Annotated in this window: 18 protein-coding genes; 7 read left to right on the forward strand and 11 right to left on the reverse strand. The window is 57.4% G+C overall.

Features of this window, described 5'->3' with window-relative positions:
- The first annotated feature begins 22 nt into the window (after positions 1 to 22).
- On the forward strand, positions 23 to 541 hold the full coding sequence (gene fabA, locus FS690_RS05140) for a bifunctional 3-hydroxydecanoyl-ACP dehydratase/trans-2-decenoyl-ACP isomerase (protein WP_039383641.1): 519 nt from the start codon (positions 23 to 25) through the stop codon (positions 539 to 541).
- Positions 542 to 601: 60 nt separating this feature from the next.
- Here fabA and rmf read toward each other — a convergent pair whose 3' ends face one another.
- From rmf to rlmKL, 6 genes are all read right to left on the reverse strand, one after another.
- Complete coding sequence (rmf, locus tag FS690_RS05145; protein WP_071668711.1) at positions 602 to 769, reverse strand: ribosome modulation factor; 168 nt, start codon at positions 767 to 769, stop codon at positions 602 to 604.
- 267 nt (positions 770 to 1,036) lie between these two features.
- Positions 1,037 to 1,603, reverse strand: coding sequence for a membrane integrity-associated transporter subunit PqiC (gene pqiC, locus FS690_RS05150; RefSeq protein WP_094111461.1), 567 nt, complete (start codon positions 1,601 to 1,603; stop codon positions 1,037 to 1,039).
- Positions 1,600 to 3,243 (reverse strand): intermembrane transport protein PqiB, encoded by a 1,644-nt coding sequence (gene pqiB, locus FS690_RS05155; RefSeq protein ID WP_039383639.1) that lies wholly within the window; start codon positions 3,241 to 3,243, stop codon positions 1,600 to 1,602. Before pqiB ends, pqiC begins: the two co-directional genes overlap by 4 nt.
- The gene (gene pqiA, locus FS690_RS05160; protein ID WP_145339156.1) at positions 3,215 to 4,501 is read right to left on the reverse strand and encodes a membrane integrity-associated transporter subunit PqiA; all 1,287 of its coding nucleotides are present in this window, start codon (positions 4,499 to 4,501) and stop codon (positions 3,215 to 3,217) included. Before pqiA ends, pqiB begins: the two co-directional genes overlap by 29 nt.
- Before the next feature lie 16 nt (positions 4,502 to 4,517).
- The gene (locus FS690_RS05165; RefSeq protein ID WP_039383636.1) at positions 4,518 to 6,425 is read right to left on the reverse strand and encodes an ABC transporter ATP-binding protein; all 1,908 of its coding nucleotides are present in this window, start codon (positions 6,423 to 6,425) and stop codon (positions 4,518 to 4,520) included.
- A 5-nt stretch (positions 6,426 to 6,430) separates the two neighbouring features.
- A complete protein-coding gene (gene rlmKL / locus FS690_RS05170; protein ID WP_145339157.1) occupies positions 6,431 to 8,548 on the reverse strand; it encodes a bifunctional 23S rRNA (guanine(2069)-N(7))-methyltransferase RlmK/23S rRNA (guanine(2445)-N(2))-methyltransferase RlmL in 2,118 nt (705 codons plus the stop codon).
- 96 nt (positions 8,549 to 8,644) lie between these two features.
- On the opposite strand from rlmKL, the gene FS690_RS05175 reads away from it, so the two are divergent.
- Positions 8,645 to 9,754 carry a YcbX family protein gene (locus FS690_RS05175; protein ID WP_104084740.1) on the forward strand — a complete coding sequence of 370 codons (1,110 nt, stop codon included), beginning with the start codon at positions 8,645 to 8,647 and terminating at the stop codon, positions 9,752 to 9,754.
- A 3-nt stretch (positions 9,755 to 9,757) separates the two neighbouring features.
- Here the strand turns inward: FS690_RS05175 and FS690_RS05180 are convergent, their stop codons facing one another.
- The 4 genes from FS690_RS05180 to FS690_RS05200 all read right to left on the reverse strand — a co-directional run bounded on the left by FS690_RS05180 (position 9,758) and on the right by FS690_RS05200 (position 14,098).
- Complete coding sequence (locus tag FS690_RS05180; RefSeq protein ID WP_039383627.1) at positions 9,758 to 10,294, reverse strand: cell division protein ZapC; 537 nt, start codon at positions 10,292 to 10,294, stop codon at positions 9,758 to 9,760.
- A 151-nt stretch (positions 10,295 to 10,445) separates the two neighbouring features.
- Positions 10,446 to 11,456, reverse strand: a complete 1,011-nt coding sequence (pyrD, locus tag FS690_RS05185) for a quinone-dependent dihydroorotate dehydrogenase (RefSeq protein ID WP_145339158.1) — start codon at positions 11,454 to 11,456, stop codon at positions 10,446 to 10,448.
- A gap of 120 nt (positions 11,457 to 11,576) precedes the next feature.
- A complete protein-coding gene (locus tag FS690_RS05195; protein WP_145339160.1) occupies positions 11,577 to 12,575 on the reverse strand; it encodes a glycosyltransferase in 999 nt (332 codons plus the stop codon).
- Positions 12,576 to 12,577: 2 nt separating this feature from the next.
- Positions 12,578 to 14,098, reverse strand: coding sequence for a lipopolysaccharide biosynthesis protein (locus tag FS690_RS05200; RefSeq protein ID WP_039383621.1), 1,521 nt, complete (start codon positions 14,096 to 14,098; stop codon positions 12,578 to 12,580).
- 357 nt (positions 14,099 to 14,455) lie between these two features.
- Here FS690_RS05200 and ssuE point away from each other — a divergent pair, with 357 nt between their 5' ends.
- Genes ssuE through ssuB form a run of 5 tightly spaced genes read left to right on the forward strand, consistent with a single transcriptional unit; the run spans position 14,456 to position 18,719 of the window.
- Positions 14,456 to 15,007 (forward strand): NADPH-dependent FMN reductase, encoded by a 552-nt coding sequence (gene ssuE / locus FS690_RS05205; RefSeq protein ID WP_145339161.1) that lies wholly within the window; start codon positions 14,456 to 14,458, stop codon positions 15,005 to 15,007.
- Between the two features lie 12 nt (positions 15,008 to 15,019).
- On the forward strand, positions 15,020 to 15,970 hold the full coding sequence (locus FS690_RS05210; RefSeq protein ID WP_108569210.1) for a sulfonate ABC transporter substrate-binding protein: 951 nt from the start codon (positions 15,020 to 15,022) through the stop codon (positions 15,968 to 15,970).
- Between the two features lie 14 nt (positions 15,971 to 15,984).
- Complete coding sequence (gene ssuD, locus FS690_RS05215; RefSeq protein ID WP_071668708.1) at positions 15,985 to 17,130, forward strand: FMNH2-dependent alkanesulfonate monooxygenase; 1,146 nt, start codon at positions 15,985 to 15,987, stop codon at positions 17,128 to 17,130.
- A 9-nt stretch (positions 17,131 to 17,139) separates the two neighbouring features.
- The gene (gene ssuC / locus FS690_RS05220; RefSeq protein ID WP_094111471.1) at positions 17,140 to 17,931 is read left to right on the forward strand and encodes an aliphatic sulfonate ABC transporter permease SsuC; all 792 of its coding nucleotides are present in this window, start codon (positions 17,140 to 17,142) and stop codon (positions 17,929 to 17,931) included.
- Positions 17,928 to 18,719, forward strand: a complete 792-nt coding sequence (ssuB, locus tag FS690_RS05225; protein WP_145339162.1) for an aliphatic sulfonates ABC transporter ATP-binding protein — start codon at positions 17,928 to 17,930, stop codon at positions 18,717 to 18,719. Before ssuC ends, ssuB begins: the two co-directional genes overlap by 4 nt.
- Positions 18,720 to 18,762: 43 nt before the next feature.
- On the opposite strand, the gene zinT is transcribed toward ssuB, so the two are convergent.
- Positions 18,763 to 19,404 (reverse strand): metal-binding protein ZinT, encoded by a 642-nt coding sequence (zinT, locus tag FS690_RS05230; RefSeq protein WP_104085330.1) that lies wholly within the window; start codon positions 19,402 to 19,404, stop codon positions 18,763 to 18,765.
- Between the last annotated feature and the right edge of the window lie 20 nt (positions 19,405 to 19,424).

Below are 19,424 nucleotides of genomic sequence, written 5' to 3' on the forward strand. Positions count from 1 at the left end.
TAAAAGAAGGCATATTGAGAACATGGTAGATAAACGCGAATCCTATAGCAAAGAAGACCTGGTTGCCTCAGGTCGCGGCGAACTGTTCGGCGAAAATGGGCCACCGCTGCCCTCTGACAACATGTTGATGATGGACCGTGTGGTCAAAATGACCGAAGATGGCGGTAACTTCGACAAAGGTTTTGTTGAAGCTGAACTGGATATCCGCCCCGACCTCTGGTTCTTCGATTGCCATTTCAAAGGCGATCCGGTTATGCCTGGCTGTCTGGGCCTGGATGCCATGTGGCAGCTGGTTGGTTTCTATCTCGGCTGGTTAGGCGCGGAAGGCAAAGGCCGTGCGCTGGGCGTGGGCGAAGTGAAGTTTACCGGTCAGGTGCTGCCAACAGCGAAAAAAGTGACCTATAAAATTCACTTCAAGCGCGTAATCAACCGCAAGCTGGTGATGGGTGTTGCAGATGGTGAAGTCTTTGTTGACGGTAATCTGATCTACACCGCTACCGATCTGAAAGTCGGTCTGTTTAAAGATACCTCTGCGTTCTGATCCTGCTTAACAAAACCTCCGCCGCGGCGGAGGTTTTCCCTTTGCTGACATCCGGCAGGGCTACGCCACCGCCGACCTGTCCTCCATGGCCTGACGCCAGCCTCCCAGCCAGTGAGACCGCGCATCGATCAGTTGATAGGGGCACAGCTCCTTAGAGCGGCCAGTAATGCCGGCCTGATAACCGCGTGAATGTGCACGTTCTAAACGGTCTCTCTTCTGTCTCTTCATACCGCGTTTCCCTCATTTCAGGTCTGGTGGAATCTGGTGGAAAGAAAGAGTGGCGAATTAATGTTCAGCCACAGTAAAGTTCTAACCCCAATGCGCAGAAAAAGCAATGCGCAAAATTCACGCCAGCGTCACGGTTTTGCCGTTAAAACGACATAAAGAAATGTCAAAGCAGTGTCTATGTTTCTGATTAGGCAAAAAAAAGCCCCCGATCTCCGGTGCAACGTTGCTACGAAGAATCAGGGACTTAGCAGTTATCTAAACCAATTCCTAATTTAGCGAAGCCACACTGTCTGCGATCTGCTGTGCGGTCTGCTGCCAGCCTGCAGCCAGCGTGCGGACCAGCGCATCATAACCATCCTCATTTTGCGGCAACGTCACACTAAAGCTGCGCTTGATAAGCTGATCCTGATGCTGCAGCAGCCATTCACCGCTGACCACGACCCGCCCGTCGTAACGTCCCTGAAACCCACTTACGCTGACGTTAAGCGTATCGTAGCCCTCTCCATGCGGTGACGCGGCGACCACGCGGCCCGGCAGCGCCTGGCTCAGATTAGTAATCAGCGTCTGCTGCAGCTGCTGATCGAGCGGGCTGGCCCAGAGATTGTTGGTGGCAATGACATATTTAACATCGCTGGTCTGATAAACCAGTCCGTTGCCTGCCAGATAATCAGGCACGTTCACATGTTCCACCCAGAGCATCGGCTGGCTGCTGCCCGCGCTGCTGGCGACGCGTACCGTACTGCTGCCTGCCGGCAGCTGATAGTAGGTGGTGTCGATGGTTGTGCTGCACCCTGCCAGCAGCAACATAGCTCCTGCGATGATGGCTTTTTTCACTGTTTCGCCCTCTTTGGCTGCGGATCCTGGCCTGGCTTCGCTTCAAATACCAGGGCATTGCTTTTCGCATTCAGCGTTTTCAGCACTGGCTGCAGCTCACGCAGCACCTGATCAAGCCGCTGCATATCTCCCACCAGTTTATTGTACGCTGGCGATCCCGGCTGCAGCCCTTTCATGCTGCGGTTGAGTTCACGCAGCGTCTGCTGCATATCAGCAGGCAATGTTTTCATTGCCGGACTGCCGGTAAGCTGGTTCAGATTATTCAGCGTATTCTGCAGCTGACGCAGCGTGCGCTGACTCTCTTTCAGCGTGCCGGTCGCCTCATTAATCATCGGATTAAGCGGCAGCGCGTTGATCTTATCCAGCGCCGCCATCAGCTTCTGCTGGATCTGGCTGAGACCACCGCTGACGGTAGGGATCACCTCAAGACCTGCTACGCTGTTCGGTCCTTTATAGGCTGGCGCTTTATCGTAGAAATCGAGATCGACAAACAGCGCGCCGGAGAGCAGGTTGCCGGTTTTCAGCGTGCCGCGCAGGCCACGTTTCTTCCCATCCTGCAGATGCTGCTCCAGATTAAAATCACTGCCCAGTCGTGCGGTAAAGCGATCGGGTTCGATGCGAATCAGCACCGGCACGCGATAATCTGTGTTCAGCGCCTGGTCCATACCCGGGATCATATAAGGCACCTGCGCGACGGTTCCCAGACGAATACCGCGGAACTCAACCGGTGCACCCACCTGCAGGCCGCGAATCGAATCACTGAAGAACATCAGGAAATCAGTGTGTCGGGTATAGAGTGAATCCTGAATGCTGCGCTGATCGTCATACAGATGATAATCCGCTTTGTTCTGTGCGACCTCACCCAGATCCCAGCCATCCGGTACGTCAAAGCTGACGCCGCCGCTAAACAGCGTGGTCAGTGAGCCCATCTCCACGCGCATCCCCGAAGCAGACATATCAACGGCAATGCCGCTGTCTTTCCAGAAACGCACATTCGTGGTCACCAGCCGGTCATAAGGCGCAGTGACAAACAGCTGATAGGTCATCATACGTTTGTCAGTATCGAAGGTGCTGGTTTCCACCGTGCCGACGCGGTAACCGCGGAACAGCACCGGATCGCCCGGATTGAGCTGACCCGCTTTGTTGCTGTCGAGCACAATGCGGACCCCTTTCGCATCCGGCGGCGCCAGCGGCGGTGAATCGAGCAGCTGATAATGCTCCGGCTGTTCGCCTTTTGCACCGGGCTGCAGCTCGATATAGGCGCCTGAAAGCAGTGTGCCAAGACCGGTGATCCCTTCGCGTCCAATCTGCGGTTTAACCACCCAGAACACGCTGTCTTTATAAAGCAGCTTCTCCATGCCGGCGTTCAGACGGGCTGTGATCTCGACGTGATGCAAATCGTCAGTCAGCACCGCACTCTCTACGGTGCCCACATCCACGCTGCGGCTTTTGATAGTGGTTTTACCCGCCACGATGCCTTCGGCGTTTTCGGTGATCAGCGTCACCAGCGGCCCCTGGTGGCTGAAGTGGTAAAAAAGGATCCACCCGCCGATCAACAGCGTAACGATGGGTACGATCCAGACTGGCGACCAGCGTTTGATCTGATCGACCTTAGCAGTCCCGTGATTGTTGTCCGTCAAGACGCGACTCCTTACGTTCAGTTTCCTGTTGGCGATCCCAAATCAGACGCGGATCGAATGTAATAGCGGCAAACATGGTCAATATCACCACCAGGGCAAAGAGCAGCGCGCCCGGTGCGGGATAGACGTTCATCAGCTGTCCCATGCGCACCAGCGCAGAGAGCACGGCGATAACAAACACATCGATCATCGACCAGCGACCAACAAACTCCACCACTTCGTAGATCAGATGCATTTTTTCGCCATCCCGCTGGCCGCGCCCGCTGGCGTGCCAGCAGAGCCAGCCAATAGCGACCATTTTCAGCGAGGGCACCATAATACTGGCGATAAAAATCACCAGTGCAACGGGCCAGGAACCATCGCTCATCAGCAGGATAACGCCGCCCATGATCGTTGAGGGATACTGGGAACCCAGCGTCTCCGTCACCATGATCGGCATAATATTAGACGGGATATAGAGCATAACGGAGGTCAGCAGCAGCGCCAGCGTCCACTGCAGGCTATGTCTGCGGCGCGGTGCCGCGGCTACCCCGCAGCGATCGCAGCGCGGCTGCGTCGCTGGCAGAATAGCTGTACAGCAGGGGCAGCTGCGCAGCCCCTGCTGCAGACCACTTTTTCCCGCCTGCGGCTTAAACGGCAGCGCGGGCAGCGCGTCGATTTGTTGCCAGACCCAGCGCCGATCCACACACTGAAACGCGCGCAGCTGCAGCAGGCAGAACAGGCACCAGGGCCAGAAGCTGCTGCCTAAGCCGATCTCGCCATACGCCATCAGCTTGACGAAACTCACCAGCACGCCGGCCATAAAGATCTCTGCCATGCCCCAGCTGCGCAGCTGAAAAAGAATACGCGCCAGTCCCCGCCGCAGCGGGTGCGGCAGAGCAATCCGGTTGACCAGCAGCAAAATTGTCACCATGCAGAAAGCCGGAATACCCTGCACAAACAGCAGAAACAGGGAAGCCAGGCTGCGGTAATCCTCCCGCACCATGACGCGCGGGATCTCCGGCAGCGTAATGCGGCTGGAGAGACCGGCGACGTGCATATCGATAAACGGAAACAGATTGGCCAGCACCAGCATAAACAGCGCCGCCAGCGCATAACCGGTTGGACGCTTGCGCGGTTCATGCCAGTTAGCCAGCAGCTGCGTATGGCAGCGCGGGCAGCGGGCACGGCTGCCCGCCGGCACAGCGGGCAGCCTGACGGTTAAATCACACTGTGGACAGAGCATCCACTGCTGCGCCTGTGGCGACGTTGCGCACATGCCCTTTTCCTCTGTGTTATGCGCCGTTTTTCAGCGCTTCCAGCTCTTCCCAGCGGGCAAAGGCGGTTTCCAGCTCCTGCTCCGTCTGCGCCAGCGTATCCAGCACCGGCTGCGTTTTTTCATGCGGCTGACTGAAGAAATCGGGATGGCTCATCTGCGCCTGCAGCTCACCAATCCGCGCTTCCAGCTGCTCCAGCTTTTGCGGCAGCTGTTCCAGTTCACGCGTCAGGTTATAGCTTAGCTTGCCTGCGCTGCGTTTGGCGGTTTCATTTTTTTCAGCCGTTTTCACCGGCGCGGAAACCGTCGGGGCAACACGCGTCTGTTTGTACGCCGCGCGCTGCTGCTGCGCATCATGATAGCCGCCCACAAACGCGCCCACTTCGCCGTTGCCTTCAAATATCCAGCATTCGGTAACGGTGTTATCCACAAACTGACGATCGTGGCTGACCAGCAGTACGGTGCCCTGATATCCGTCGACCAGCTCTTCCAGCAGCTCCAGCGTTTCAACGTCCAGATCGTTGGTCGGTTCATCGAGGATCAGCAGGTTGCTGGGCTTCAGGAACAGCCGCGCCAGCAGCAGGCGATTGCGCTCTCCGCCCGACAGCGCGCGTACCGGCGTCATGGCACGTTTCGGATGGAACAGAAAGTCCTGCAGGTAACCCAGTACGTGACGGGGTTTGCCGTTGACCATAACTTCCTGTTTGCCTTCCGCGAGGTTATCCATCACGGTCCGGTCCGGATCAAGTTCAGCGCGATGCTGATCGAAATAGGCAATTTCAAGCTTGGTGCCGCAGTGCACCCGCCCGCTGTCCGCTTTCAGCTGCCCCAGCATCAGGCGCAGCAGCGTGGTTTTTCCGCAGCCGTTAGGCCCAATCAGCGCAATCTTATCGCCGCGCTGGACCTGGGCTGAAAAGTCTTTAACCAGCGTTTTGCCTTCCACGCCGTAGTTTACATTCTCCAGCTCAAAGACAATTTTACCGGAGCGGGCCGCTTCACCGACCTGCATATTGGCTTTGCCCATCACGTCACGACGCTCGGAACGTTCACGACGCAGCGCTTTCAGTGCCCGCACGCGGCCTTCATTGCGGGTACGACGCGCCTTGATCCCCTGACGGATCCACACCTCTTCCTGCGCCAGCTTGCGGTCAAATTCAGCATTCTGCATCTCCTCAACCCGCAGCGCCTCCTCTTTACCCACCAGGAACTGATCGTAATCTCCCGGCCAGGAGACCAGCTTGCCGCGATCGAGATCGACAATGCGCGTCGCCATATTGCGGATAAACGAGCGGTCATGCGAAATAAACACGATGCTGCCGGTAAAGGTTTTCAGGAACGTTTCCAGCCAGTCGATGGTTTCAATATCGAGGTGGTTAGTAGGCTCATCCAGCATCAGCACGCGTGGGTTACTGACCAGCGCACGGCCCAGGGCCGCTTTACGCAGCCAGCCGCCGGAGAGCGAAGAGAGTTCTGTATCAGCCTGCAGACCAATCTGCTGCAGAACATCGTTGATACGGCTGTCGAGCTGCCAGAGATTCTGGTGATCGAGAATCGTCTGCAGCCGGCCCATTTCATTGAGGTTTTTCTCGCTCGGATCCTCCATCACTTTGTGCGAAATGGCGTGATAGGCTTTGAGATGCTCCGCCTGCTCGGCCACGCCCTCAGCGACAAAGTCATACACCGAACCGGTAATGTTACGCGGCGGATCCTGCTGCAGGCGCGAAACGATCAGGTCCTGCTCATAGATGATACGCCCATCATCCAGCGGCTGTTCGCCGTTGATGATTTTCATTAATGTGGATTTACCGGCACCGTTACGGCCCACCAGACAGACGCGTTCGCCCTCTTCGATGTGCAGTTCGGTATTATCCAGCAGCGGTGCATCACTGAATGAGAGGTAAGCACCATGGATACTGATCAACGACATATAAATTATTCCTTACCGGCGTGGCTGACCAGCCAGCAGTTGTGAATTTGACGATTACGGGCAAAGTCCTGTGACAGGGTTTTTTGCGTGATCTCCTGCGCCTGCAGACCGAGTCGTTGCAGGCCCTCCAGATCCATTTTGAAGCCGCGCTTGTTGTTGGAGAACATAATGGTGCCGCCGCGACGCAGCATGCGCTTCAGGTTTTGCAACAGCATCAGATGATCGCGCTGCACATCAAAATCCGCCTCCATACGCTTGGAGTTGGAGAAGGTCGGCGGATCGATAAAAATCAGGTCAAACTGCTCGTCGCTTTCACGCAGCCAGCTCAGGCAGTCGGCGTGCAGCAGGCGATGCTGACGGCCGGTCAGACCATTAATACGCAGGTTGCGCTCCGCCCACTCAAGGTAGGTGCGCGACATATCAACCGTAGTGGTGGATTTTGCCCCGCCCAGCCCGGCGTGCACGCTGGCGCTGCCGGTGTAAGAGAACAGGTTCAGGAAGTCTTTACCTTTACTCATCTGGCCGAGCATCTGCCGCGCGATACGGTGATCGAGGAACAGGCCGGTATCAAGGTAGTCAGTAAGATTAACCAGCAGCCGGGCATTGAACTCCTGCACTTCAAAGAATTCGCCCTTTTCTCCCAGCTTCTGATACTGATTTTTGCCCTTTTGCCGCTCGCGGGTTTTCAGCACCAGCCTGTTAGCCGGGATCTCCAGCACGCTGAGCGTGGCGCTGATGACATCAAACAGCCGCTGGCGCGCTTTGGCCGCGTCGATGGTTTTTGGTGGCGCGTACTCCTGCACCACCACCCAGTCGGCGTAGCGATCCACTGCAACATTGTATTCCGGCAGATCGGCATCATAGAGGCGGTAGCACTCAATGCCCGACTGACGCGCCCATTTCTCCAGCTTCTTCAAGTTCTTGCGCAGGCGGTTTGCGAAATCTTCCGCAATCTGCGCGCTGCCAGCCGCACCGGACGCCGCCAGCTGATAATTTTTCTGCACGCACTCCAGCGGGCCATTTTTCGCTTTAAACTGGCGCTCCGCGCGCAGCTGCAGGCAGCTCAGCAGATCGGGTGAGGCGCTGAACAGCGACAGATTCCAGCCGCCAAACTGCTGCTTCATAATGCGGCCCAGCTGGCTGTGCAGCGCAATCAGCGCCGGCTCGCTCTCCAGACGCTCACCATAAGGCGGGTTACTCAGCACCGTTCCGGTCACGCTTTTATCGTCAAGCGGATTACTCAGCTTCAGCACATCCTGCTGCGCAAAGGTGAAAAGCTCGAAGACGCCGGCACGACGCGCGTTAGCGCGCGCCCACTCCAGCACGCGGCCATCGTTATCATAACCAAAGAAGCGTGCCTGGGCGGCTGCGGTGCCAGCCCGCGCGCGCTGCAGCGCTTCGCTGCGCAGCTCCTGCCATAGCGCTGCGTTATGCTGCTTCCAGCGGCTAAAGCCCCAGTGGCTGCGCAGCAGACCCGGCGCGCGATCGCAGGCAATTAAGGCCGCCTCAATCAGCAACGTGCCGGAACCGCACATGGGATCCAGCAGCGGCGTTTCCGGCTGCCAGCCGGAACGCATAACAATGGCAGCCGCCAGATTCTCTTTCAGCGGCGCCTGACCGGTCTGCTGACGATAGCCGCGCTGATGCAGCGCGGTGCCGCTGAGATCCAGTGCGATGCTGACGCGATCTTTATTCAGCCAGGCGTTAATGCGAATACCGGGCTGCTCGCGATCCACGCTGGGGCGCGGCAGATCCTGACGGGTAAAGCAGTCAACGATCGCATCTTTAATTCGCAGCGCGCCAAACTGGCTGTTGCGGATGACGTCGTTGGTGCCGCTGAAATGGATGGCAAAGGTGGTTTCGCTGTCAAACAGCTCAGCCCAGGGGATACTCTGCGCGCCGACATAGAGATCGAGGTCACTCCAGACACCGAATTCTCCCAGCGGCAGCAAAATACGTGAAGCCAGACGGCTCCACAGCAGGCTTTGATACATTACGCGATCGTCGGCACGGAAGTGGACGCCGCCCTGCACCACCTGCAAATCCTGCGCGCCCAGCGCGTCCAGCTCAGTTTTCAACAGCTCTTCGAGCCCACGCGCCGTACTGGCAAACAGAGAATTCATATCGTCACTTATACTCTTGCTAAAATTGCTGCGCATTATAGCGAATCAGCGTCCTATGTCATAAAGTTAGCTTCTTTTTGTCTGCAAGGAGCGATGATGATTACCTTATCCCGTCTTTATATTCACCCGGTCAAATCGATGCGCGGCCTGCAGCAGTCGCATGCACAGGTGCTGCAGAGCGGTCTGGCATTTGATCGCATCTTTATGATCACCGAGCCTGACGGAACGTTCATCACCGCCCGGCAGTTTCCGCAACTGGTGCGTTTTACGCCGGTTGTGCTGCCGGATGGCCTGCTGATTAACGCGCCGGACGGTCAGCAGGCGCTGATCCGCTATGCCGACTTTGCAGCAGAAGAGAGCGAAACCGTTGTCTGGGGCAACACCTTTACTGCCCGCATCGCGCCGGAAGCGATTAACCGCTGGCTGAGCGACTATTTTCCGCGTCCGGTACAGCTGCGCTGGACAGGTGAGACGCCGACGCGGCGCGTAAAGCGCTTTGACGCCGTGCCGCTCGGCTTTGCCGACGGCTATCCGTTTCTGCTGGTCAATATGGCGTCGATGCAGGATCTGCAGCAGCGCTGCCCGGCTGGCGTACGCGTAGAGCAGTTTCGCCCTAACCTGGTGGTCAGCGGTGCCCCCGCCTGGGATGAAGATAGCTGGAAGCGGCTGCAAATCGGTGACGTTGAGTTTGTCGTGCCGAAACCGTGCAGCCGCTGCGTATTTACTACTATCGGGACGGAGAATGGAGAGAAACATCCGGCGGGTGAGCCGCTGACCACGCTGCAGGGCTTTCGCAGCGCGCAGGATAGCAGCGGTGATATCGATTTTGGCCTGAATCTGATCGCCCTGAACAGCGGGCTGATCCGTAGCGGCGACAGCGTGACGATTCTGGAACGCCATACCCCGCGCGCCTACGGTGCCGGCAAGAGTGAAGCTCTGCTGACAGCAGAGACAGGCGCGCCTGCCAGCGTCACCATTACCTGTCAGGGCCGGCGTTTTGAGGGAGATAATCAGCAGGTATTACTGGAGCAGCTGGAGATGGCCGGGTTTCGTATTCCCTACTCCTGCCGGGCCGGGCTGTGCGGCAGCTGCAGAGTCACGCTGGTCGCCGGCACCGTCAGGCCGTTAAAACAGAGCGCCGTACGTGCTGACGGCACTATTCTGAGCTGCAGCTGTATTCCGGACAGTGATATTGAGCTGGGATAAAATCTAAACCGCGCGCGCGTACCATGTCGCCAGCTGCAGCGGCTGCAGGCGATCGTTCATGATTTTGATCGCATCGCCAAGCTGCATGCTTTTTCCCGCCATGCTCAGTGCCGGCTGCGCCACCAGACAGAGCGCCGCGTTTTCACTGCTTTCTACTACCAGCAGCTGTGCCTGCTCACCGCTCTCAGCCAGCGTAGCCGTGACCATATCGCCTGCTACCGGCTGCCAGCTATGTTTGTGGCTGATGAAGTGCCAGCTTTTTGGCATCAGCGGCTTGAGGAAGCGGCTTGCCACCAGCGCATTCAGGATCAGCTCGGCACGCTGATGAGCAGATAATTCACTCTCACGACAGCGGTCGTCGAAACTAAAATAAAGTGCGGCATCATCGACGCAAAATCCGCTGCTGTTAAAAGCGTCGGGCGTCAGCATTTTGCGGGAGAAGCGGGAGCGGAAGAGTGTGCCATCAGCCAAATCAAGCATCATACGGTCATGCTCGGCGTCATAATACCAGCGCCAGTTGTCATCGGGTTTGATTTTCATGATGTGCCTTGTGGGATTCTGCTGCGCTAAATGGCGCCTAAAAAATAAAATATCGCTTTAAGCAAAAAGCTGAAAAATAGAACAACAGGGGAAAATATAAACGAGCCAGAGGGAGAAATAAACCCCCTGGCCGGGGAAAGTGAGATATGTCTTAGAGGTGGGTCACGATATCTTTAATTAAAGCCGGTCCCTGATAAATAAATCCGGAGTATATCTGCACCAGGGTGGCGCCCGCGGCAATTTTTTCCCGTGCGGCGATGAGTGAATCTATTCCACCGGCACCAATAACAGGTAAGCGCCCCTGCAGCTCCTGCGCCAGCCGGCGGATTACCTCTGTGCTGCGCGCCTGAACCGGGCGTCCGCTCAGGCCGCCCGCTTCATCTGCATGTTTAAGTCCGCTGACCAGCGTACGGTCCAGCGTGGTATTGGTTGCAATCACACCATCAATCTGGTGACGCACCAGGCTGTCAGCAACCTGGATTAATTCCTCCTCAGACAGATCCGGCGCAATCTTTACGGCCACCGGAACATATTTAAGGTGTCGCTGCTGTAGTTCCTGCTGTTTTAATTTAATCGCCGCCAGCAAATCGTCCAGCGCATCGCCATATTGCAGCGTACGCAGACCCGGCGTGTTAGGTGAAGAGATATTTATCGCAATATAACCCGCATGGGCGTAGACCTTCTCCATGCAGATCAGGTAATCTTCTTTCCCCTGCTCAACCGGGGTATCTTTATTCTTGCCAATATTGATCCCCAGTACGCCTTTAAATCGCGCTTTTTTGACGTTCTCTACCAGATGATCAACCCCGTGGTTATTAAATCCCATGCGGTTAATGATGCCGCCCGCCTCAACCAGACGGAACATACGCGGTTTATCATTTCCGGGCTGCGCACGCGGCGTTACCGTACCGACTTCAATAAAACCAAACCCCATCGCGCCAAACGCATCAATGCACTCCGCGTTTTTATCCAGCCCGGCCGCCAGACCCAGCGGGTTGGGAAACGTCAGGCCCATACAGCTTACCGGACGCGCCGGCAGCGACTGCCGAATCAGCCCCTCCAGCGGCGTACCGCTGATAAAACGCAGCTGCTGGAAAGTGAGTTCATGCGCGCGCTCGGGATCGAGTTTAAACAGGGCGGGCCGGACGATGGGATATAACATGCACTCTCCTGAATGGCAGTAAAGGAAGAAACAGCGGGTGCACGGGAAGGCGTGCGCCAGAATGGTAAGGTGCTCTGGCGCAAAAGTAAATTAGTGACGAACCTCAGAACAGGATCGCAATCAATGGCGGGACGAATAACGACTCAGGCGATTACGGCACGCCTGCAGACCGTGATAGAGCGGCGGACAATACCAGAGCAGTTTCAGCCGGGTATTATGCCGTAATACGCGCCGCACCAGACTGTTTACCCGCGGCTGCCACTCGGCAGGTACTTTAATGCGGTGTTTACGGATCTGTGCCAGGCAGCCATGCATAATGGTCTGATAGTAGTCATCCAGTAATGCCTCATCCTGCGGCAGCTGATGCTCTCGCAAAAACGCTTCGCTGCTGTCGCGGGCGATAAAGTAATTTTTTATCCAGGAGAAGTCGCGGGTGCTTTGCGACAGCGAACTCTGCATAAAGCGCTTGTAGTAGTAGCTCTCGCCGGTGCAGTAGAAACTGTGCGCCTGCATATAGAGCGCGAACATAAAAGGCGCATCTTCATGATTCTGAATCGGCAGGAAACTCAGCCCCAGCCGCTCAATCAGCTGCCGGGAAATGATGCTGCTCCAGATCACCCGGTGCGCCGACTGATGCTGGATCAGCGTGCGCAGACTTTCGCTGCCGCCGGAGAAAAGGCCGCTGACGTGACGCTGATGAATCGTCTGATAGTGGCGCTGCGGTTCCGGGACGTCGAAAAACATTTTTGCGCCGAAGCAGAACAGCTCAAGTCCGGTATGCTGCGCCTGCGCGCGCCGGAAATCGGCAAACAGAGTGGCGGAGATAAAGTCATCGGCATCCATAAAATAGAGGAAATCGCCGGTGGCGACCGCCAGCCCTTTCATCCGCGCTGCGCTGACGCCGCCGCGGTTGCCGCTCAGCAAAGTGACCTGCGGATGCGCCTCAGCGAACGCCGTAAGCCAGCTCACGCTCTCATCCGTTGAGCCGTCGTCAATGATAATAATCTCATCTGCCGGCGACGTCTGCTGCAGCAGCGACTGCATCGTCTCCGGCAGCCACGGGGCGCAGTTCCAGTTCGGAATAATGACCGATATAGTCGGGACGGAGCGCGACGTCATACTTATCCTCTTTCTTCAGCATTAACAACGGGTGTACGGCGCAGGCGCTTCAGCACCAGGCTATGCAGCAGACAGCAGACGCCGAGATTCACGGCACCAATCAATGCCAGCCAGAGCAGATTAATCCAGCGATTCTGATTCCACTCAATAGGCAGCAACGTGCTCAGGCCGGCAATCAGGCCCGATACCGCCCAGATCAGCGCCACGTCGCGCGTTAGCCAGCTGAAGTGGATACCCGGCGCAAAACGACGGTGTACCAGCCATGCCCAGCCAACCAGGTAGAAAATGTTCTGCGCCAGCCACAGCCAGCCGGTTCCCAGCGCGCCGTAGTGAATCGCACACCAGATGTTAAGCGGCACCAGCAGAATGGCAAACAGGGTAAAGCCCTGCATATGGAGTTTTAGGTTGCCATTCACGTACTGCAGGTGATAGAGCAAGCCACAGATCGCCTGAATTCCGCTGCCTAAGGCGTAAAGCGTCAGGACAAAAGCCATCTCATCGACAATCTGCGTTTTTTGCGTCCACGCCCAGAGCAGCGGACCAGAATAGCAGGCGATAGTGATACTGAGCGGGGCCATAAAAATGGCGACTGCCTGCGTGGTGTAACGGTAGAGACGCAGAGATTCCGCATCGCCCTGCTGCCGGGTTTTCATGCCGGTCATGCGCGGCACAATCGCCTGCATAATCGGGCTGCTGAGCAGCAGGATACCGGTCGCCGCCGTTGCCACGACGGTAAAGGATCCGTACTCGCTCAGCGGCAGGGTTTTAGACAGCACCAGACGGTCAATCTGCGAGATAAACGTCCAGATTGCGCTGGAGAACGCGGCGCTCAGCGCAAAGCGAATAAAAGGCCTCAGCACCTCTTTCAGGTCGCTGCGCTTCTCTTTGCGCGCGGCGCGCGGGATAAGCTGATACGCCTTCCAGATGCAGCAGCCCGCCTCGGCGATGGAGACCAGCAGCTGCCAGATAAAGAATGTCAGCACGGCGTTGGCGAAGAGCTGGATCACCAGCACCGCACCAAAGGTGCGCAGCGTGGTAATAGTCAGGTTAACGCCATTCAGCCAGACCTGATGTTCAAAGCCGATGATCACGCTGCGATAGGGACTGGTGCGCCAGCGAATGGCCGCGGTGATCACCATAATTGCCACGGCGATAACCACATCGCCGGCCGGCAAATGACGCGCATCCAGCCAGTGTGTCGCTATCCAGGGCGTTGCCAGCCAGCCCAGCACCACCAGCACCAGCGTGGAAAAAAGGAAAAAGCGCGTCAGGGTAGTAAACAGCGCCGGAAACCAGACAAATTCTTCCTGATTAGCGCGGTAGCGCGCCGCTTCACGCATCAGCGTGGTGGAGACGCCCGCATCCAGCAGTTGCAGCCAGGTCAGTAATATAGAAAAGAAGCCAACCAGGCCATACGCTTCCATCCCCAGATTCTGAATATAGAGCGGCACCACTAAAATACCTGACAGCGTCAGGTAGATCTGCCCGACATAGTTGGCAATCGCATTACGTTTGATAGACATAAAAGTAAGGGGGTCTGGGTATTTTTCTCAATGTCTTCAAGCGTGACACAAAAATGTGACAGCGCCCACAGGAGTAATTCTTAAAAACCACCTGGCATTCACGCCGCAGCTTTTTCTTAAATTCATCAATAAAAAACAGAGATTGGGCCGTTTTATCCGCCGCTGCTCTGTGGGCCCGGCTGGCAACGCAGGCAGTAGCGTTGCGCAGGCAGCAGATCGGCAGCAGGATCCGTTTGCCGTTTTAAAGCTTTTGATTGCCGGATAAATCATTTACCCCTTTTCCGGCGCTCTGGCAGGATTAAGACAATCAGTTCTCAATTAAACATTATCGATAACTTTTTGTTATAAGGAGCAGGTATGCGGATCCTGACGCTGGCGGGCAGTCCCCGTTTTCCTTCACGTTCAACGGCGCTGCTGACGCTCTGCCAGCGTCAGCTGGAAGCCCGGGGCGCTGAGGTTATTGCGTGGAATATTCACAATTTTCCACCGGAAGATTTGATCCATGCCCGTTTCGACTCCCCTGCCCTGAATGCGTTTAAAACTGACATCGCCAGCGCGACCGGCGTCATTATTTCTACTCCTGTCTATAAAGCGTCATTTGCAGGTGCGCTAAAAACTGTCCTGGATCTGCTGCCGGAGCGGGCGCTGGAAGAAAAAGTCGTACTGCCGCTGGCAAGTGGCGGCAGCGTGGCACATATGCTGGCGCTCGATTACGGGCTTAAACCGGTACTGAGCGCGCTGAAAGCGCAGGAGGTGTTACAGGGAGTGTTTGCGCAGGATCTGCAGATTACGCATTACGACCGCCAGCCGGAATTTGCCAGCGATCTCACTTCCCGTATTGATGATGCGCTGGAGAACTTCTGGCTCGCGCTGCAGCGCCGTCATCTGCCTTTTGCCCGGGCTGTCTGAGGAGAGACTATTGTGAAACGACTTATAACGGCTCTGCTGCTCCCGGCGCTGGCTGCCCTGTTTACCCTGACGGCCAGCGCAGCGGACGCGCCTTCTCAGATCCGTATCGGCTACCAGAAAGGCTCGGTCAGCATGGTGCTGGCAAAATCGCACCGGCTGCTGGAGCAGCGTTTTCCGGCGATGGCAATTAAGTGGATTGAGTTTCCTGCCGGCCCGCAAATGCTGGAAGCGCTTAACATCGGCAGTATCGATTTAGGCAGCACCGGGGATATTCCTCCGCTCTTTGCGCAGGCCGCCGGGGCCGATCTGCTTTATGTCGGATCGGAACCCGCGAAACCTAAAGCAGAAGTGATCCTGGTACCGCAGAACAGCCCCATCCGCAGCGTGGCCGATCTGAAAGGCCGCAAAGTTGCTTTTCAGAAAGGCTCCAGCTCGCACAATCTGCTGCTGCGCGCGCTGCAGCAGGCGGGCCTGAGTTTCGCTGATATTCAGCCGGTCTATCTGACGCCAGCCGATGCCCGCGCGGCGTTTCAGCAGGGTAACGTTGACGCCTGGGCGATCTGGGATCCTTATTACTCAGCCGCTCTGCAGCAGGGCAACGTGCGCGTCCTCACTGACGGCAGCACGCTGAACCTGACCGGCTCTTTCTATCTGGCGACCCGACAGTTTGCTGAAGCCAGTCCCGACACCCTCAGCCAGGTGCTGGCCACCTTCAGCGAGGCGGATGCGCTGACGCAGAGCCAGCGAACGCAGAGTATCGACCTGCTGGCGCAGGCGATGGGCCTGCCAAAACCGGTCCTGGCGAGCTATCTCGACCATCGTCCGCCCACCACGATTACCCCCGTCAGTGCACGCACCGCCGCCGCGCAGCAGCACACTGCCGATCTGTTTTACGCCAGCCATCTGTTGCCGGTAAAACTCACCATCGCTGACCGCATCTGGCAACCCCGGACGGCCCATTAATAAGGAACAACACAATGAGCATATCTGTTTTCTGGTTTCTTCCCACGCACGGCGATGGTCACTATCTGGGAACCGCCGAAGGCGCCCGTCCGGTGGATCACGGTTATCTGCAGCAGATAGCACAGGCCGCTGACCGGCTGGGCTTTGGCGGCGTGCTGATCCCGACCGGCCGCTCCTGCGAAGATGCCTGGCTGGTCGCTGCCTCACTGATTCCGGTAACGCAGCGCCTGCGCTTTCTGGTGGCACTGCGTCCCGGCGTGATCTCACCGACCCAGGCAGCGCGTCAGGCGGCAACGCTGGATCGCCTCTCTAACGGTCGTGCGCTGTTTAACCTGGTGACCGGTGGCGATCCGGAAGAGCTGGCGGGCGATGGCGTCTTTCTCGACCATCGCGAGCGCTATGCAGAATCGGCGGAATTTACCCGCATCTGGCGACGTGTTTCTGAAGGCGAAACGGTGGACTATGAGGGCAAACACGTCAAAGTGCGCGGTGCGCGCCTGATGTTCCGTTCAGTACAGCAGCCGCGTCCGCCACTCTGGTTCGGTGGCTCTTCTGATGCCGCGCAGGATCTGGCTGCTGAACAGGTTGACGTCTATCTCACCTGGGGAGAGCCGCCCGCGCTGGTTAAAGAGAAGATTGAGCAGGTGCGCGCCAAGGCCGCAGCGCAGGGGCGCACGGTGCGCTTCGGTATTCGTCTGCACGTGATTGTGCGCGAAACGAATGAGGAGGCGTGGCAGGCCGCGGATCGGCTTATTTCACATCTGGATGATGCCACAATTGCCAAAGCACAGGCGGCGTTTGCGCGCACGGATTCGGTCGGACAGCAGCGGATGGCTGCCCTGCACGGCGGCCAGCGCGATAAGCTGGAGATCAGTCCGAACCTCTGGGCTGGGGTTGGCCTGGTACGCGGCGGAGCCGGTACTGCGCTGGTCGGCGACGGGCCAACTGTCGCAGAACGCATGCGCGAATATCAGGCGCTGGGCATTGAGACCTTTATCCTTTCTGGCTATCCGCATCTGGAAGAAGCGTACCGCGTCGGCGAGCTGCTGTTTCCCCATCTTGACCTGGCCGTGCCGGAAGTGCCAAAACCGCGCGTCGTGCAGGCGCATGGCGAAGCTGTGGCCAATGATTTTACGCCACAGAAAGTTGCGCAAAGCTAAGGAGTCACCATGTCTGAGCAGATAAAAACGCTGCGCAATGCGCTGCTGCCCTGGCTGCTGCCGGTGGGAATAGTGGCGATATGGCAGCTCGCTTCGTCGCAGGGCTGGCTCTCCACGCGTATTTTACCGGCGCCGGAGAAAATTGTGACCGCCTTCTGGCAGCTGACCGCCAGCGGTGAACTGTGGCAGCACCTGGCCATCAGCAGCTGGCGCGCACTAATCGGTTTTGCTATCGGCGGCACGATCGGGCTGGCGCTCGGACTCATCACCGGTACATCGCGCACCGGTGAGCGTCTGCTGGATACCTCGCTACAGATGCTGCGCAACGTGCCGCATCTGGCGCTGATCCCGCTGGTGATCCTCTGGTTTGGCATTGATGAATCGGCCAAAATTTTCCTGGTCGCACTCGGTACGCTGTTTCCGATCTACCTCAATACCTATCACGGGATCCGCAATATCGATCGCGGGCTGATAGAGATGGCGCGCAGCTATGGCCTCTCCGGCTGGTCGCTGTTTGCGCAGGTTATCCTGCCTGGCGCCCTGCCCGGCATCATGGTCGGGGTGCGCTTTGCGCTGGGTCTGATGTGGCTGACGCTGATTGTGGCTGAAACCATCTCGGCCAACTCCGGTATCGGCTATCTGGCGATGAACGCGCGCGAATTTTTGCAAACTGACGTGGTGGTGGTGGCCATTATTCTTTATGCCCTGCTGGGCAAACTGGCAGACGTGGCGGCGCAGCTGCTGGAGCGTATCTGGCTGCGCTGGCACCCGGCCTGGCAACTGAAGGAGAGCAACGCATGAGCAATGCCGTACAGAACCCGGCGCGCCTGATCAGCGGCACGCCGGTCGCCATCAGTAACCTCTCTAAGCACTATGGCAATCGTACTATTCTTGACCAGGTCAGCCTGCATATTCCGGCCGGGCAGTTTGTTGCCGTGGTCGGGCGCAGCGGCTGCGGTAAAAGCACCCTGCTGCGGCTGCTGGCCGGACTGGAAGTCGCCAGTCAGGGTGAGCTGCTGGCAGGCAACGCGCCGCTGGCCGCGGCGCGCGACGATACGCGACTGATGTTCCAGGATGCGCGTCTGCTGCCGTGGAAAAAAGTGATCGATAACGTCGGACTCGGCTTACGCGGCCGCGAATGGCGCAGCGCCGCGCTGGAGGCACTGGAGGCCGTGGGGCTTGCCGATCGCGCAAATGAGTGGCCTGCTGCCCTCTCAGGTGGACAGAAGCAGCGCGTGGCGCTGGCGCGGGCGCTGATCCACCGTCCTGGCTTACTGCTGCTCGATGAACCGCTGGGCGCGCTGGATGCCTTAACCCGCATTGAGATGCAGGGGCTGATCGAATCACTCTGGCAGCAGCACAATTTTACGGTACTGCTGGTGACGCATGATGTCAGCGAGGCGGTGGCGCTGGCCGATCGGGTGTTACTGATTGAAGAGGGTAAAATCGGGCTCGACCTGTCGATCGATTTGCCGCGTCCGCGCCGCAAAGGCTCGGCGCGGCTGGCGGAGCTGGAAGCGAGCGTACTGGATCGGGTGATGACGCGCCGCGCCGCTGAGCAGCCGCTGCGCTTTGCCCGGCAGCGTTAACTGCCCTGCCCGCTGGCGGGTCTGTCCGCCAGCGGGCTGTGCATCAGTGATGCAGCAGGTCATCCACCACCTGCGCTTTACTCAGCTGGTAAGGGAAGAACGTGGGCCAGTTTTCCAGTTCATCAAACAGCGCAGCCTGCGAGACATTACCCGTAAAAATGTGGAAGTGGGATGACTTACGCGGGCTGATAATGTGATCGCTGAACTGTACAAAGTGCGGCGCTTTACTGGCTTTATCAGTGCATTCAAACAGATAACGCACCCCTCTTTTACCGGAAACGTAGTTGAGCACCTTGTAACCTTTATAGGCATATTTACAGCTGCTGACCGCGCCTTTTTCGGTAAATTCCATCACGTCGTTTTCAATGCCGATGTCAGTAATATCGCTGGCATAGCCGGTGAGATAGTACTGTTTAATGTCGCTGAACGAGCGCGTTTTATCGGCTGCCGCTTTTTTTTGAAATACCGGATCCAGTGAGCCATCTCTGGCATAGGGATAAACGGACTGCCATACCCCTTCCCAGTCGGAAAGCGGCCGATCTTTCACATCGCCATCGGCAAAGATGCCGCTGGCCGCACGCACCTCTTTTTCACTCAGTGGAGCACCGTGCGAATGACCGCCGTGTGCAAACGCTGCTGAACTGCAGGCCAGCCCCAGAAATAATGTCCAGTACGCTACTTTCATCTTAATATACTCACGCTTTG

The organism is Pantoea sp. PSNIH1 (assembly GCF_007680655.1).
In the GTDB taxonomy this organism is placed as follows: domain Bacteria; phylum Pseudomonadota; class Gammaproteobacteria; order Enterobacterales; family Enterobacteriaceae; genus Pantoea; species Pantoea eucrina.